Source organism: Paraburkholderia sp. Clong3 (assembly GCF_050436485.1).
GTDB classification, from domain to species: Bacteria; Pseudomonadota; Gammaproteobacteria; order Burkholderiales; family Burkholderiaceae; genus Paraburkholderia; species Paraburkholderia tuberum.
Genome location: NZ_JBNDMH010000003.1, coordinates 983,269 through 997,021, shown reverse-complemented (window position 1 = coordinate 997,021; position 13,753 = coordinate 983,269). Strand labels below are relative to the sequence as shown.

The following is a 13,753-nucleotide window of genomic DNA, read 5'->3' as shown; positions in this document are numbered from 1 at the left end:
TTCAGGTGAATTGATGGTGTTTTTTTAACTGTCCGCGTCGAGCGCGTCCTGCAGCGTTTGCTCGGAAGGCTGCACCTGCTCATGCCGATCTTTGCGCAAGCCGGCGATACGCTCGGGTCGAATCTTGAACCAGATCGAATACATCGCCGGCAGGAAGACCAGGGTCAGAATCGTCCCGGCGAACGTACCGCCGATCAGCGTGTACGCGAGGGTTCCCCAGAACACCGAATGGGTCAGCGGGATGAAAGCGAGGATCGCCGCCATGGCCGTCAGGATCACCGGTCTGGCACGCTGCACGGTGGCTTCGACGACCGCATGGAACGGATCCAGCCCCGCCTGCTCGTTCTGGTGAATCTGTCCGATCAGGATCAGCGTGTTGCGCATCAGGATGCCCGATAGCGCGATGAGACCGACCAGCGCATTGATGCCGAACGGCTGCCTGAACAGGATCAACGTCGGCACCACCCCGATCAAGCCCAGCGGGCTGGTCAGGAACACCATCACCATTGCGGAGATCGAGCGCACCTGGAAGATGATGATGATGAGCGTAACCGCCAGCATGATCGGGAAGAGCGGCAACATGGCTTTCGTCGCTTTAGCCGATTCCTCGATGGAGCCCGCCTCTTCGATACGGTAGCCGGTCGGAAGCCTGGCGATGATGGGTTGGAGCTGCCTGGTGATCGCCGTCGATACGTCCGGCGGCTGAAGGTTGTCGGCGATGTCGCCCCGTACCGTGATCGTCGGCACCCGGTCCCGCCAGCGCATGATTGGTTCCTCCATGCGCACGTCGACCTTGCCCACCTGCGACAGCGGAATGCGTTGCCCGCTCGCGCCAGCCAGCGTGAAGTCGCCGAGCCGCGCCGGGTCGAGACGAACATCGCCGGCCGAACGCGCGATGACCTGCACGGTTCGAATATCCTCACGCACGGCGGTGACAGGCACGCCGGTCAGCAGGAATTGCAGTTGTTGCGCCACGGCGCTGGATGTCAGCCCCACCGCCTGCAGACGGTCCTGCTGCAACGTGAAGTGCAGCGTGGGCGTGCGCGTACCCCAGTCAGCGTTGACCGTACGCATCATCGGACTGGCCTCCATCCCCTGCTCGACTTCTCCCGCAATACCGCGCAGCTTGTCCGGGTCCGGGCCAGAGATACGGTAGGCGACCGGGAACGGCGAATAAGGACCGAACACGAGTTGCGTGACCCGCACGCGCGCCTCGGAGGCGAGACCGTTGGCGACTGCCTGACGCAGTCGCTGCTTCAATGCGTCGCGCTCATCCTGGCTGTCCGTGCGCACCACGATCTTGGCAAACGACGGATCGGGCAGTTCCGGCCCCATCGCCAGGTAAAAGCGTGGCGCGCCTTGCCCGATGTATGCGGTGACGATCCTGGCTTCCTTCTGCTTCGCGAGCCACGCTTCGACCTTCGTCGTCGCGGCGCTGGTTTGCGAGATCGACGTGCCATAGGGCATCTGCACCTCGACCAGCACTTCGGGACGGTCGGAGATCGGGAAAAACTGTTTTTTGACCACGCCCATGCCGAGGATGGCCAGCACGAAGAGGCCCACGACCGAACCGGCGACCAGCCATTTGCGCGCGATGACGCGCGTGAGCAGCTGACGGAAGCGGTTGTAGCGCGGCGTGTCGTAGATCGCGTCGTGACCGCCTTCGACCTTTTTGAAGTCGGGCAGCATCTTCACACCCAGGTAGGGCGTGAAGACCACGGCGACGACCCACGATGCGATCAGTGCGATGCCGACGATCCAGAACATGTTGCTGGTGTATTCGCCGGCCGTGGAGCGCGCGAAGCCATTGGGCATGAAGCCGACGGCGGTCACCAGCGTGCCCGCCAGCATCGGCGCGGCCGTATGGCTCCACGCGTAGGCGGAGGCGGCGATGCGGCCGTAGCCTTCCTCCATCTTTACCACCATCATTTCGATCGCGATGATCGCGTCGTCCACGAGCAGGCCGAGCGCGAGGATCAGCGATCCGAGCGTGATGCGATCGAAGTTCTTGCCGGTCGCGGCCATCACCACGAACACCACCGCGAGTGTCAGCGGTACGGCCGCGGCAACGACGAGGCCCACGCGCCAGCCCATGCTGACGAAACTCACCAGCATGACCACCAGCAGCGCGACGAAAAACTTGAGCATGAACTCGTCGACCGCCGAATGAATGTTGACGGCCTGATCGGTGACTTTGGTCAGGCTCATGCCCAGCGGCAGCCCGGCGTTGATTGCGCCGACCTCGCTGTCCAGCGCCTTGCCGAGGTCGAGCCCGTTCCAACCGTCGCGCATGACGATGCCCAGCAGCAGTGCGGGTTCGCCGTTGTTGCGGATCATGAACGTCGCCGGATCTTCATAACCACGCGTAACGGTGGCAATGTCCGACAGCTTCAGCGTGCGGCCCTGCGCTACGACCGGCGTGTCGCGGATCTTCTGCAGGTTGTCGAAGGCACCGTCCAGGCGAATGAACACCTCCGGACCTTTGGTCTCCACGGAGCCGGCCGGCGTCAGGGCGTTCTGACCGTTGAGCGCGGCGAACACGTCCTGGGGGCTCACGCCCAGCGTTGCCAGACGGTCATGTGAGAGCTCGACATAGATCCGCTCCGCCTGCTCGCCGATGATGTTGACCTTCTTCACGCCCGGCACGTGCAGCAGCCGTTGGCGCAGCGTCTCGGCATCGCGAACGAGCAGGCGCTGCGGTTCACCCTTCGCCTTCAACGCAAACAGCGCGAAGGTAACATCCGCGTATTCGTCATTGACCATCGGCCCGATCACGCCAGCCGGAAGGTTATTTGCCTCGTCGCTGATTTTTTTCCGGGCCTGGTAGAACTGCTCCTGCACTTCCGACGGCGGCGTGCTGTCGAGCAAGGTCAAGGTCGTGAAGGCCAGCCCAGGCCGTGTGTAGGTCTCGCTCCGGTCGTACCAGCGCAGCTCCTGCATGCGCTTTTCGATCTTCTCGGCGACCTGATCGTGCATTTCCTGCGCCGTGGCTCCCGGCCAGGCGGTGATGATGGTCATCACCTTGACCGTGAACGCGGGGTCTTCCGCCCGGCCCAGCTTGAAGAACGAAACGAGCCCGGCCAGTGAAATCAGGCAGATCAGGAACAGGGTGATGGAGCGCTCGCGCACGGCGAGCGCCGACAGGTTGAAACGGCCTTCGCTCACGGACGGGCTCCCTCGGCCGTCACGGCGACGGCTTGACTTGTCACCCGGACCTGCTCGCCTTCGCGCAGCAGCTGCGCGCCGAGCGCGACGATCCGGTCGCCTTGCTTGATCTCACCGGCGACGCGAGCACTATCGTCGTCCAGATGTTCGACAGTAACCGGCCGCCAGGCAACCTTTGCCGGCTCGCCGTTGATGACCCACACCCCCGGCCCCTTGCCCGCGTCAAACAGCGCGCCGATCGGCACCTGCAAACCGCCTTGCACCGCGGAACGCGCGTCCGGAATCTGGACCGTGACGGTGGCGCCCAGTGGGGCGTCGGCCAGCTCTCCCTGCAGCACATACCGCGCTTCAAAGGTCCGGGTACGAGGATCCGCCGTATCCGAAAGCTGGCGCAGCGTCGCCGGCACGCTAACACCGCCGTTGCCGAACAGCGTGGCCTGGGCGACCGAACCGATCGCGGGGCGCAGGGTTTCGGGTAGCTGGATGACAGCCTCGCGGCGCCCGGCGTGCGCCAGGCGCACCACGGGCTGCCCGGCGCTGACGACCTGGCCCGGTTCGGCCAGCGTTTCCATCACGACGCCATCGCCGTCCGCCAACAGTTCGGCATAACCCGTCGCGTTGCGCGCAACGTCGGCGTCAGCCTCGGCCGCACTGAGCTGCGCTTTGGCGGCGTCGGCCGCCGCCTTGATCTGGTCGTAGGCCGATGCCGATATCGCGCCGGTGCCGCGCAGGTCGCGGTAGCGCTCTTCGTCCTGCGCGGTCTGCTGCGCCCGTGCTCGCGCGGCGGTGACCGCGTCCTGCCGGGCCTGCGCGGCAAGCCTCAGATCGATGGGGTCGAGGCGCATCAGCAGCTGGCCGCGTTTGACGGTTTGCCCGGCATCCACCAGCCGCTCGAGCACCTTGCCGGAGACGCGAAATCCCAGGTCGCTCTGCACACGCGCGGCGACGGTTCCGGTAAACGAACGGGAGGCGGGGATCGCCGCCCGAGCGATGGCGGTGCGCACCAGGGGCGCTTCGGTGCGCGGATCGGACGGTGCTTTTGCGCCGCAGGCGGCTAGCGCAAGTGCCAGTGCACAGACGACTGTAGAGGTAGCAAGGCGACGCCGGAGCATGAAAGACCCATTGACGGAGTGATCGGGGCTTTCATTATGATTCTGGTGACCAATTTAGTCAATAGTCACAAACGAGATTTCCATCAAGGCGACAGACTGCGGAGCACGAGACCGGACAGTTGTGCAGGCGCGACCTTGGTGTAATCGAAGCTGTACTGCAGGAGCATTGGGTTGAGGTAGGGGCGCAACACCAGATAGATCGCCATCGCAGTCTCATCGAGGGGGGTTTTGCGCTCGAAGTCCCCGCTTTGCCGACCCTCCTGGAGGACGTCCCGAAGCAACTTCTGGACGCGCTCTTCATACGCAAGCACCGCCTGCCAGTTCTCCGTGGCCGCCGATGCGGCAATCTCGTAAAGTTTGCGGTCCTGGAAAAACAGACGGAGGCTCGCTTCCGTGAAGACGTTGAACATCCGCCGCAGCTTCTCCGGTGGCAGATCGGTCTGTGCGACGGCCGACCTGACCTCGGTTTCGATCTCGTGCAGGCAGTTCGCGCAAATCATCTCGCCAATGGCCTGCTTGGACTCGAAGAACTTGTAGATGTAGGCCTTGGAAAACCCGATCGCCTTGGCGAGGTCTGAGACTGTCGTTTTCTCGTAGCCATACCGGCTGAAGTGCTCGGTGGCGGCGACAACGATCTGATCCCGTACCTCGTGGTCAGCGGGGCCGCGCGCCGGGATGGGGGAACTGGTGGCTTTTTTCATGGGTATAGCATACAGGAATGGACAACCAGTGACTATTTGGTATTATAGTCACCACCGGAATCTTGCGAAGACGCTCATGCTACCCAAACCCATCCTTGCCGCGGTTATTGCCGCCAGTCTCTCGGCTGGCTGCGCTGTAGGCCCCGATTATGTCCGGCCCAATGTAGCCATGCCCGAGCAGTTCCAGGGCCAGGCCGCGGTGGATCACCGGCACGCGGCGGCCAGTGCCGACCTTGTCACGTGGTGGACGGGTTTCGATGATCCGCAACTGACACGATTCGTCACGCTCGCACTGGATCAGAACCTGGACCTCGCGCAGGCCGCCGCTCGCGTCTCGCAGGCGCGCGCGGGACTTGGCGCGGCGAATGCCGCGCTGCTGCCGTCCGGCACTGTCAGCGGCCAGGCGGCGCGAGTCTACCAGTCGGTCGAAACCCCCTTGGGGCGAGTTCAGAATTCGACGCCCGGTTTCGATCGCTACGGCAACGATTACGAAGCTAATTTCAACGCGAGCTGGGAACTGGATGTGTTTGGTGGCCTGCGTCGCGGGCGGGAAGCCGCACTTGCCGAATACCAGGCTTCGGAAGCCGGTGCGGTGGCCACGCGCCTGGCAGTGGCGGCGCAGACTGGCGATATTTACATCACGATTCGTGGATTGCAGGCCCGTCTGAAGGTTGCCCGGCGGCAGGTGCAGACGCAGCAGGATCTGCTTTCGACCATCAACCTCCTGTATAGCAAAGGATTGGCGGCCGACCTTCAGGTGAGCCAGGCCGAAGGTGCGCTGTCCCAGGTTCAGGCATCCGTCCCGGTCCTCGAGGCGGGTCTGGATGCAGCGATGAACGCGCTGGATGTAATGCTGGGTTCACAGCCCGGCACGCATCGAGCCGAACTGGTCGAAGCTGGTGACATCCCGGTCGCCCCGCGGATCGCGGACACAGGATCGCCGGGTGAGTTACTCAGGCGCCGGCCCGACCTGATCGTGGCCGAGCGTCGCCTCGCCGCATCGAACGCGCGCATCGGCGTGGCCATCGCCGAGTATTACCCCAAGGTGTCGCTCAGTGGACTGCTCGGCAGCGCCACCTCGGCGGCCAGCGGCAACCTGTTCAGTACCGGCGCCAATCAGGCCGCCGGCGTGCTGGGGCTGCGCTGGCGTCTGTTCGATTTCGGCCGCATCAATGCGCAGATCGGGCAGGCCAAGGGGCAGCAGGCGGAAATGCTGGCCGCGTATCGGCTCGCCGCGCTTCATGCAACCGAAGACGTCGAGAACTCATTCTCGGCACTCGTGAAGCGCGAGCAAGAGGCCGCGGTGCTCGCCCAGGGAGTGAACTCGCTCGGCCGGGCGCGAGCCGCCTCGTTCGCAGCCTATCAAAAAGGCGTCGTCAGCCTGATCGAAGTCTTGCAGGCCGACGACAACCTGCTACGCGCCTCGGACGAGCGGGTGCAGGCGCAAACGGAATCCGCACGCGCAGCCGTTGCTGCCTTCAAGGCGCTCGGTGGCGGATGGCAACCTCGCGAATCCGAAGCGGTCGCCATCAAATAGCAACCCTATGCACCCAACGATTTGCCAGGAGCGTGGATTTTGGCCATCGTTCTTTGCCATATGAGCGCTTTGCCGCATGCCACACAAACGAATGACGCGAGCAGAAAGCCGCGAGCGAACCCGGCGGCGCTTGCTCGACGCAGCAGCGTCGAGCATCGCCGAAAGAGGGTTTGCTGCGACTAGCGTGGAGGATATCTCAGCCCAGGCCGGCTATACCCGCGGGGCGTTTTACTCGAACTTCAGCAGCAAAAGCGATCTATTCGTCGAACTGCTCCGTCTCGATCACCAGAACATGCAAGAAAACTTCAGAAGCTGCGAGAGGCCGCACCGTCCAGCGAAAACCTGCAAGTGCAGCTCACCTTGTTGTACGCGCAGTGCTATCGCGACGACAACAACTACATCATCTGGGCTGAGGCACGTTTGCATGCCATGCGTGACGCGAAATTCCGACAACATGTGAATGCCTTATGCCTGCAAAAGCGCGACATGATCGCGTACTTCATTGAGCAGTTATGCGAGCGCCTCAACATACAGTTGCCGGGCCCTTTCGCCGACCACGCGCTCGCCGTTATCGCATTGCTCGACGGCATCCTCTACTTCAACATGACGATGCCCAATGATCTGTCGAACGCTTCGGCCGAAGCGATCTTGAGCAACGTTTTGACAAAGATGTTCTGCAATGCACCAGTCCTGACTGAAACATAGTTTGATCTTGCGCCTCCTCCGCAAATACCCGGTCAAGCGATTCAATCCATTAGTTGGTATCAGCCAAGTCTCCTGGTTGTCGCGCGCGCGGAGGCGGCCAAAGAGTCAACGGAGAATGGCTGATAGAGTGTCCGTTCGGATTTCTTACCGGCCGTGTTGACCTGCGGAAGCGTCAAATGACCGGAGAGGGGACTGGCCGCCACTGCCGCCGCTGCACGATGTTGAAATTAGCTGGATGGGGCCTAACGGCTTCGTGCTCACCGGCATCGAGTTCATCGGCGATGTCGCGTATGCCCAGTCGCGGTGGTGCCGCTTGCCAGCATGACCTGCCTTTAAATGGCCCCGTCGAAACGGGTCGTTCAACCCGCTTTTATTGGATAGAGGTCGACACAAATTCATTGCGTCACTCTCGCAATCCTTTCTACTGACTTCTTCGAAGTAATTTATTGATCGCAGCACATTTTGGAATTTTTGATGTTTCCATATCTCCAGGACAAGCCAGCCACTTATAGAATTCCATTTCCTGCGACGCGATCTTCAACCGGCATTCCGCAATCTGAAAACCAGTATCAGGAGCATAGCGATCACTCCATTCGTTAAACGAATAAGCGATTAAAGTACAGTCCGATGATATTTTTTCATTCCATACCTCAAAATTCTTGTCTAGAGCAATTTGTTTATCTCCCGTCGTGATCTTCCTGATGCCTCGATACAGCTTCTCTGCGTCAGCGAGAATTTTTTCTGTGTCGGCGTTAGTGCAGGCAAGAAAATCGTTTCGCGTTTTTGCCTTTTCTTCACATGACGTATCCGCAAACACGGAAATAGATGCCGATACAATTAATACGGCCACGATGGCTTTAATGGCTGTGGTCATAATTTCCGTCTTTGAAAAGACTACCTTCTGAGCGACGTCGCTTGATCAGTCCACGCGGACGTACACCACCGGCCATCGTGTACTCTAAAAATTTGGCCGGTACGCGGTCATAATGACCCGAGTTAACAAGATTCAGCAAGCCAGCATTACCACTTGGAAGATTATATACAAAGCAAACGAGTGTGTCGTACTCGAACTGATATAGTGGCACGTGAATTTTTTTATTTACAATGCGCTCCGGGTATTCAAGATCAAGCAGCAATAATTCTCGCGCCTGCGCAATTGTTATGCCATTACGAAACGGCGCTTCAGACGCCGCACCAGATATTGGCCCCATATGAACCAGATGCCCATATCCAACAGTTGCATTACCTCCTTTACCAGCCCCGTCATTGTCATATATATGCGGCATGAAAGCTTCCCAGCCTGCAATGAAAGTTATCCCTTGTTGCGATATCTTCCAGGGTTTGACTAGTCGTCTGGATTGGACCACCAGATTCGAATCCGGATTTGTATTCGTTACCGCTGTTCCAAGTGCGTCAGGCATTACGCCTCCTCTCTGTGACCAAGATAAATATGTATGGATTGAGCGCCGTTTGTTTCGTAGCGTTTAGTGCGCCCCAGACGATCCGTTACGCCGTGGACGAGCGAACCGGACGGCAGACGAACCGTGTAATACGTGTCGGGCATAACGTGCCCGTCACTATCTTTGAGTGTGTATTGTTCGTCGTGAATGCGATCCTTCGACGTTAGCGCTGGCGCTGCCTTCCCGCGACAGTCGCACGCCCATGCGTAACCCAGGGCTTCGGCCATGTCGTAACCGTTTGAATACGACTTCAGCCTATCGAACGGAAACCATTCGCCGGTTTCGGCGTTCAGCGCCATGGCGGACGGCATTGGCGGGAAATTTGAGTAGATTGAATAGGTGATACGGCAAAGCTGGCACTCTTCCTTTCCGCCGGTTTCATCCTGTTTCTGCTGTCCCATTTGACCTCTGCTGATTTTCCAGAACACAGGCAAAGAATTAACCATCTAACACACGACACGGTCAACGACTTTAATTTGAGATAAAACCATTTTGACAAATATTTGCGATTTTGATGATTCCGGGCATCTCATTCAGTGCATTTTTCCGATATCACGGCCCAACAAAAATGGCGGCATTGAGCCCTAATGCCGTTCAGTTAAGCGACTGAACGGCGTTTTTGTTTCCTGCGCAAAGTAGTTGTAAACGGGGCGTGGCGATGTTAATTTGCATCGCCATGCTGGTTGATGATCTGCGCCTTCTTGTCAAATCACAGCCGCCCCTCGCATGGGGACGGCTGGGCCAGCATCTGCCGTACGAATGGATCGAGTCTGAAGTGCAGGCCAGTGGCAGTGCCAGCGTGCGTCGGCGTCGACTTCCCGCGCAACAGGTCGTATGGCTGGTGATCGCGCTCGCGCTGTACCGACACCAGTCAATCAGCGAGGTCGTCGATGAACTGGACCTTGCGTTACCTGTGGCCGATGCGTCGTTTGTCAGCAGGAGTGCCATCACCCAGGCGCGGTAGCGCGTCAGCGTGACGCCACTGGCGTGGCTGTTTCACGAATCAGCCAGAAACTGGGTTGCGCAGGATCAGGACCGATACCTCTTCAAGGGATTCTCGCTGTTCGCGATGGATGGCACCACGCTGCGCCCCGCCGACAGTGCCGCCAACCGCAGACATTTCGGCGCCTCTGCCGCCGCTCATGGCCGCAGTGGTAGCTACCCCCAACTGCGCGCGGTTACGCTCACCGCGCTTGCCACGCATCTGGTGCCGGGCTATCGCCGCATGCGTCTCGACACGCTGCCGACGATGCAAGCGGCGCTCGGCCTCTACGCATCGCTGGGATTCGAGCCCATCGACGCCTACGTGTTCAATCCGATCCCCACCGCGATTTTTCTGGAACGCGATCTGACGCGGCCGCGTTCAATGTAATGGCGGTGCAGGCCTGACGCGGACTGCAGGTATGCACTCGCTCATTGCCCCGTTCTGCTGGCTCAAGCCATGCACGACCACCTCGGACGATTTGCCGTCACGCCGCGCGAGTTCGGCCAGATCGAGCAACGCGGCGTAGCGCGCGGAACAGTCGCTCGCCGCGCCGGCGTCGGGGTTCGCGCGAAGGTCGTCGTTGGCGTCGCTGGCGTCGATGACTGCGTTGATCGCCAGCAACGTCGCCACGACGATCGTCGCGAGCGCGACCGTTTTGCGGAGCGCGCCCCGCGCAGCCCTTTGCGCTCGCGAGTGACGCCCCGCCTCAGCAGATGGTGGACACGAGCCCGCCATTTCGCACATCGCGTCGCACCGCGCGGCGCGACGTGAGCGCCACGATTCTACGCAGGTTCTGATTCTCATCGCCGCGCTCATCGTCAGGCCCAATGCGCCGGCACCCACACGCGCCCGACCCAATGGCCCGGCACCCAGACCGCAACCCGCGGCGGGACATACACGGGACGCGCCGCGACGTAGACGACCGACGGCGGGGGCGGCGCCACGACCACCACCGGCTTCGGCGCAACGACCACGGTCGTACCGGTCGCCGTCGTGGTCCCGCCCGCGACCACCACCCCGCCTGTTACCACCGTACCGCTCGACGTCACCGTGTGGCCTTGCGTGCCGGTCACGCTCGTCGAAGTCGTCACGACGCCGGGCGCGACCCGCGTCGCGGTGCCTGAGTGATAGACGTTGTTGTTGTCCGGACCCGTCACCGTGCCCGAGCGCGCGCAGGTCGAACCCGCGCAATTCGTCGACGCAGAATGATTGACCGTATTGCCGTTCGACCCGGTGATCGAGCCCGACGACGAATACTGGCCCGGCGCGGTGCGCGTCACGTCGCCGGACGTCGTCGCCGTTTTGCCGTCGGGACCGGTCAGCGTGCCGCTATGCGAGCAGGAGCCGCCCGCGCAGCTGGTGTCGCCCGAGTGCTGCACCGAGTTGCCGTAGCGGCCCGTCGCGGTACCCGAGTTCGAGAACTGGCCGGGCGCCGTGCGCGTGACCGTGCCAGTGTTGCTTGCGAAGCCGCCATAGGGGCCGGCCACGCTGCCCGCATGCGAGCAGCTACCGCCGCCGCACGAGCCGTAGTGCGCACCGTTATAGACGCCGCGCGATGTGTACGCGGTGCCGTGACCCGACCACGCGAACGCCGATGCGCTGCCGAGCGCGAGCACGGCGGCGGCCGCGCCGAACACCACCTTGCGCAGCGCGCCCCGCGCCATGCCGGCGCAGACCCTCTCGGAACCTGCGAATGAACGATTTTTCACGGTATGTCCTTGCTGGATTCGGGCCACTTGCGTCACTGCCGCGTGGCGACGAACGGACTATAGAAGGACACTCCGCGGAAATCATCACGGAACATATGTCGCGCTGTTTCACCGCGACGCGGGCCCGCCAGGCAAGGTTTTGCGGGCATTCGGCGGGAGCCGCGACATATTTCGACATAGTTTGCGAAACAGATGCGGCCGCCGGAATCGACTGCGGCCCCAGCCGCTCACTGCCCGACCGGCGTCACCTGCAGCGCGGCGGCCGACACGAACACCGCATGCACGGTGTCGCCGACCTTCACGTCGCTCAAATCGACGTCGGGCGCGGCTTCGAAGGTCTGGGTCTGATACGCGCCGCGCAGCGTCACGAGGCGCTGCTTGCGATCGATCTTCAGCACGGTCGCGAGCACCTCGGTCTGCCGCGCCGACTCGTACCCGCCCGACGCCGGCGCGTAGCTCCGCCGGTCGACCCGCTCGCGAATCCCCTTGCCCGCGCTGCTTGCCTTGTCGACCTTGGTGAGCAACGCATTCTTGTACAGCACGTCGACGCGATCGCCGATCTTCATCTGATCGAAACCGGCGACCTGCTGGCTGACGAGCACGATCGCGACGTCGCCATGCGGGCCCTTCAATGTCAGCGAGCGGTTGCCCGCATCGATGGCGACGATCTCCGCCGTCATATGCACCGGCTGCGCCGCGCTGAGCACCGCTTGCGCGGTGCTCGCCATGTCGTCCTGCGCTCGCGCCGGCGGGGCCGCGGCCACCACCGCGATGACCAATGCTGCAGCTATCGTCGCTGTTTTCATCCGCGTTCTCCTCCTGCAAGGGATCAATACGGCTCGACGGTCGGTCATGCGCGTCGAGCGCGATCGCTTCGTGCTACGCAGCATTCGTGCCCGGCGTCATGAACTCCGCGTCTACAGGACGACCACGGCCAACAGTATGACGCGAACGATTTGCCGACGTATGCGTCGGCATGGCCTCCGACAGCCATCAGAAACGCCACCTCGGTACCGTGCTATCCTATATACCTATAGGGGGTATATGTATGGCACATCTGAGCACACACAAAGACGGCTTATTGAAGCGCGTTCGTCGCATCGCGGGCCAGGTTCAGGCTATCGAGCGTTCACTGGAGTCGGACGCCGATTGCGAAAAAGTCCTGCACCTGGTGGCCGCGACCCGCGGCGCAATGAACGGCCTGCTCGACGAGATCGTCGAGGCGCACGCGCGCGAGCATGTCGCGCATCCGGACCTGACGGCCAGCCAGCGCAAGAAGGGAGTTGATGCATTGATCGGCGCAATCCGCCGCTATTCGAAGTAAGTTTGTATGACTGACCATCTGATCCGCAAACACGAGCACTCGTTTCTCGGCAGCTCGCACGACGACAACGCGCGCCGGACCCGCTTGGTCGTCGCGCTCACCGTTGTCATGATGATCGGCGAAATCGCGGCCGGTTACGTGACCGGTTCGATGGCGCTGCTCGCCGATGGCTTCCACATGGCGACGCATGCCGGCGCGCTCGGCATTGCCGCGCTCGCGTATGCGTTCGCGAGACGCAACTCGGCAAACCGCGCGTTCAGTTTCGGAACGGGAAAAGTGGGCGAGCTTGCCGGCTTCGCTTCGGCGCTGCTTCTCGCGCTGGTGTCGCTTGGCATCGGCATCGAATCGGCGATCCGGCTCGTTCATCCCACCGGTGTCGCGTTCGGGCAGGCCGCGGTGATTGCGGCGATCGGGCTGGTCGTGAACATCGTCAGCGCGCTGCTGTTGTCGGGCGGCCATGCGCACCATGGGCATCACGATCATCACCATCATCACGACCATGCGCATGGGTCCGACAACAACCTGCGCTCGGCCTATGTGCACGTGCTCGCCGATGCGCTGACCTCGGTGCTGGCGATCGTGGCCATGCTGGCCGGCCGCTATCTCCGGTGGGTCTGGATGGACCCGCTGATGGGCATCGTCGGATCAATCGTCATCGCGCGCTGGGCATGGACGCTGATGCGCGACACGGCCGGCGTGCTGCTCGACAGAACCGACGAGCACGTGGCCGGCGAAATCCGCGAAATCCTGGATTCGCACGGCGACGCCGAGATCGCCGACCTGCACGTCTGGCAGATCGGCCCGGAGGCGCGAGCGGCGATCGTCAGTGTGCGCACGCATGGCGGCGTTACGGCCGAGACGATCCGCGCGCGGCTCGCGCCGGTGCATGAGGTCATGCATCTGACCGTCGAAGCGGCGTCATAACGCCTGCGCCCGGCGCAACAAGGCGCGATAAAAACAAAGGGCCGGCGTGTCTCGACGCCGGCCCTTCTGCTTTTTACTATTCAGCTTGCGCGGAGACCCGCATAGCGCGGGGACCGAAGTCTCGCGCTAAA

The 13,753-nt window shown here is 61.9% G+C and carries 14 protein-coding genes and 1 pseudogene; 6 read left to right on the top strand and 9 right to left on the bottom strand.

The genetic code is table 11. The features are described from left to right. Positions 1-24: 24 nt before the first annotated feature. From OKW30_RS28020 to OKW30_RS28010, 3 genes are all read right to left on the bottom strand, one after another. The gene (locus OKW30_RS28020; protein WP_429348207.1) at positions 25-3,165 is read right to left on the bottom strand and encodes an efflux RND transporter permease subunit; all 3,141 of its coding nucleotides are present in this window, start codon (positions 3,163-3,165) and stop codon (positions 25-27) included. Continuing rightward, the gene (locus OKW30_RS28015; RefSeq protein WP_429348206.1) at positions 3,162-4,277 is read right to left on the bottom strand and encodes an efflux RND transporter periplasmic adaptor subunit; all 1,116 of its coding nucleotides are present in this window, start codon (positions 4,275-4,277) and stop codon (positions 3,162-3,164) included. The genes OKW30_RS28020 and OKW30_RS28015 overlap by 4 nt, the downstream gene beginning before the upstream one ends. An 83-nt stretch (positions 4,278-4,360) precedes the next feature. Continuing rightward, positions 4,361-4,978, bottom strand: coding sequence for a TetR/AcrR family transcriptional regulator (locus OKW30_RS28010; RefSeq protein WP_184039356.1), 618 nt, complete (start codon positions 4,976-4,978; stop codon positions 4,361-4,363). A gap of 76 nt (positions 4,979-5,054) precedes the next feature. Between OKW30_RS28010 and OKW30_RS28005 the strand changes: the two genes are divergently transcribed. The 3 genes from OKW30_RS28005 to OKW30_RS27995 all read left to right on the top strand — a co-directional run bounded on the left by OKW30_RS28005 (position 5,055) and on the right by OKW30_RS27995 (position 7,220). Beyond that, complete coding sequence (locus OKW30_RS28005; protein ID WP_429348205.1) at positions 5,055-6,515, top strand: efflux transporter outer membrane subunit; 1,461 nt, start codon at positions 5,055-5,057, stop codon at positions 6,513-6,515. Positions 6,516-6,591: 76 nt separating this feature from the next. Then, positions 6,592-6,975, top strand: coding sequence for a TetR/AcrR family transcriptional regulator (locus OKW30_RS28000; RefSeq protein WP_429348204.1), 384 nt, complete (start codon positions 6,592-6,594; stop codon positions 6,973-6,975). Then, complete coding sequence (locus OKW30_RS27995) at positions 6,864-7,220, top strand: TetR family transcriptional regulator C-terminal domain-containing protein (RefSeq protein ID WP_311540530.1); 357 nt, start codon at positions 6,864-6,866, stop codon at positions 7,218-7,220. The genes OKW30_RS28000 and OKW30_RS27995 overlap by 112 nt, the downstream gene beginning before the upstream one ends. 421 nt (positions 7,221-7,641) lie before the next feature. On the opposite strand, the gene OKW30_RS27990 is transcribed toward OKW30_RS27995, so the two are convergent. From OKW30_RS27990 to OKW30_RS27980, 3 genes are read right to left on the bottom strand one after another with little or no spacing between them, the layout of a single operon-like run. After that, on the bottom strand, positions 7,642-8,094 hold the full coding sequence (locus OKW30_RS27990) for a hypothetical protein (RefSeq protein WP_429348203.1): 453 nt from the start codon (positions 8,092-8,094) through the stop codon (positions 7,642-7,644). Continuing rightward, positions 8,078-8,641 carry a lysozyme gene (locus tag OKW30_RS27985; RefSeq protein WP_187629618.1) on the bottom strand — a complete coding sequence of 188 codons (564 nt, stop codon included), beginning with the start codon at positions 8,639-8,641 and terminating at the stop codon, positions 8,078-8,080. The genes OKW30_RS27990 and OKW30_RS27985 overlap by 17 nt, the downstream gene beginning before the upstream one ends. Then, entirely contained in the window at positions 8,641-9,081 is a 441-nt protein-coding gene (locus tag OKW30_RS27980; RefSeq protein ID WP_184073332.1) for a hypothetical protein, read from the bottom strand. Before OKW30_RS27980 ends, OKW30_RS27985 begins: the two co-directional genes overlap by 1 nt. Before the next feature lie 275 nt (positions 9,082-9,356). Here OKW30_RS27980 and OKW30_RS27975 point away from each other — a divergent pair. After that, positions 9,357-9,920, top strand: a pseudogene (locus tag OKW30_RS27975) (transposase domain-containing protein); the annotation flags it as partial. A gap of 123 nt (positions 9,921-10,043) precedes the next feature. Here OKW30_RS27975 and OKW30_RS27970 read toward each other — a convergent pair. The 3 genes from OKW30_RS27970 to OKW30_RS27960 all read right to left on the bottom strand — a co-directional run bounded on the left by OKW30_RS27970 (position 10,044) and on the right by OKW30_RS27960 (position 12,180). Next, the gene (locus OKW30_RS27970) at positions 10,044-10,295 is read right to left on the bottom strand and encodes a hypothetical protein (RefSeq protein ID WP_260336664.1); all 252 of its coding nucleotides are present in this window, start codon (positions 10,293-10,295) and stop codon (positions 10,044-10,046) included. A gap of 188 nt (positions 10,296-10,483) precedes the next feature. Then, on the bottom strand, positions 10,484-11,329 hold the full coding sequence (locus tag OKW30_RS27965; protein ID WP_429349178.1) for a hypothetical protein: 846 nt from the start codon (positions 11,327-11,329) through the stop codon (positions 10,484-10,486). A gap of 272 nt (positions 11,330-11,601) precedes the next feature. After that, on the bottom strand, positions 11,602-12,180 hold the full coding sequence (locus OKW30_RS27960) for a hypothetical protein (protein ID WP_184073334.1): 579 nt from the start codon (positions 12,178-12,180) through the stop codon (positions 11,602-11,604). 242 nt (positions 12,181-12,422) lie between these two features. Between OKW30_RS27960 and OKW30_RS27955 the strand changes: the two genes are divergently transcribed. Beyond that, complete coding sequence (locus OKW30_RS27955) at positions 12,423-12,698, top strand: metal/formaldehyde-sensitive transcriptional repressor (RefSeq protein WP_026226594.1); 276 nt, start codon at positions 12,423-12,425, stop codon at positions 12,696-12,698. Positions 12,699-12,704: 6 nt separating this feature from the next. After that, complete coding sequence (gene dmeF, locus OKW30_RS27950; RefSeq protein WP_184073336.1) at positions 12,705-13,622, top strand: CDF family Co(II)/Ni(II) efflux transporter DmeF; 918 nt, start codon at positions 12,705-12,707, stop codon at positions 13,620-13,622. Positions 13,623-13,753: the final 131 nt, after the last annotated feature.